We start from the raw sequence: 1,125 nt of genomic DNA, 5'->3' as shown, positions 1-1,125 counted from the left end.
CTACTGAAGAATTTTGGTGACGACGCCGGCGCCGACCGTGTGGCCGCCCTCGCGCACCGCGAAGCGGAGACCCTCCTCCATCGCGATCGGAACGATGAGGTCCACCTCGAACGTCGCGTTATCCCCGGGCATCACCATCTCAACTCCATCCGGAAGCTTGATGCCGCCCGTCACGTCCGTCGTCCGGAAGTAGAACTGGGGCTTGTAACCCGCGAAGAACGGCGTATGCCGGCCCCCTTCCTCCTTCTTCAGTACGTACACCTCCGCCTTGAACTTCGTGTGAGGCGTCACGCTGCCCGGCTTCGCCAGCACCTGTCCTCGCTCGACCTCGTCCTTGTCCACTCCGCGAAGCAGAATTCCGACGTTGTCTCCCGCAACCGCGTCGTCCAGAATCTTGCGGAACATCTCAAGAGACGTCGCAACCGTCTTCTTGATGTCCGTCTTCATCCCGACGATCGCAACCTCCTCGCCCGCCTTGATGATCCCGCGCTCAACGCGGCCCGTCACTACCGTACCGCGCCCCGTGATCGTGAACACGTCCTCCACGGGCATCAGGAAGGGCTTGTCCGTCTCGCGAACAGGCTCGGGAATGTAGCTGTCACAAGCATCCATCAGATCCCAGATCGGCTTGCAGATCGGGTCCTCGCGCGTACCGTTGCCCTTCTCAAGCACCTCAAGCGCAGAACCGCGCACGATCGGGATGTCGTCGCCCGGGAACTCGTACTTGTTCAGAAGCTCTCGGATCTCCATCTCCACAAGGTCCAGAAGCTCGGGATCATCAACCTGGTCCGTCTTGTTCATGAAAACCACAAGCGCGGGGACGTTCACCTGACGCGCAAGAAGAACGTGCTCGCGCGTCTGAGGCATCGGGCCGTCCGCTGCGCTCACAACCAGGATCGCGCCGTCCATCTGCGCCGCTCCCGTGATCATGTTCTTGATGTAGTCCGCGTGCCCCGGGCAGTCGATGTGCGCGTAGTGGCGGTTCTCCGTCTGGTACTCCACGTGCGAGATGTTGATCGTGATCCCGCGCTCACGCTCCTCCGGGGCCTTGTCGATCATGTCGTACGCCGTGAAATCCGCCCACTTCTGAGTCGAAAGACACTTCGTGATCGCCGCCGTCAGCGA

The 1,125-nt window shown here is 61.4% G+C and carries 1 protein-coding gene; it reads right to left on the bottom strand.

Annotated features, from left to right (window positions below):
* Positions 1-1,125, bottom strand: a 1,125-nt coding sequence (gene tuf / locus EII26_RS12825; protein ID WP_124889540.1) for an elongation factor Tu, incomplete at its 5' end; no start/stop codon positions are given.

Origin of the sequence: Fretibacterium sp. OH1220_COT-178 (assembly GCF_003860125.1) — a bacterium.
Taxonomy (GTDB): domain Bacteria; phylum Synergistota; class Synergistia; order Synergistales; family Aminobacteriaceae; genus CAJPSE01.
The sequence above is the reverse complement of the archived record's forward strand: the minus strand, read 5'-3'. Positions and strand labels throughout refer to the sequence as shown.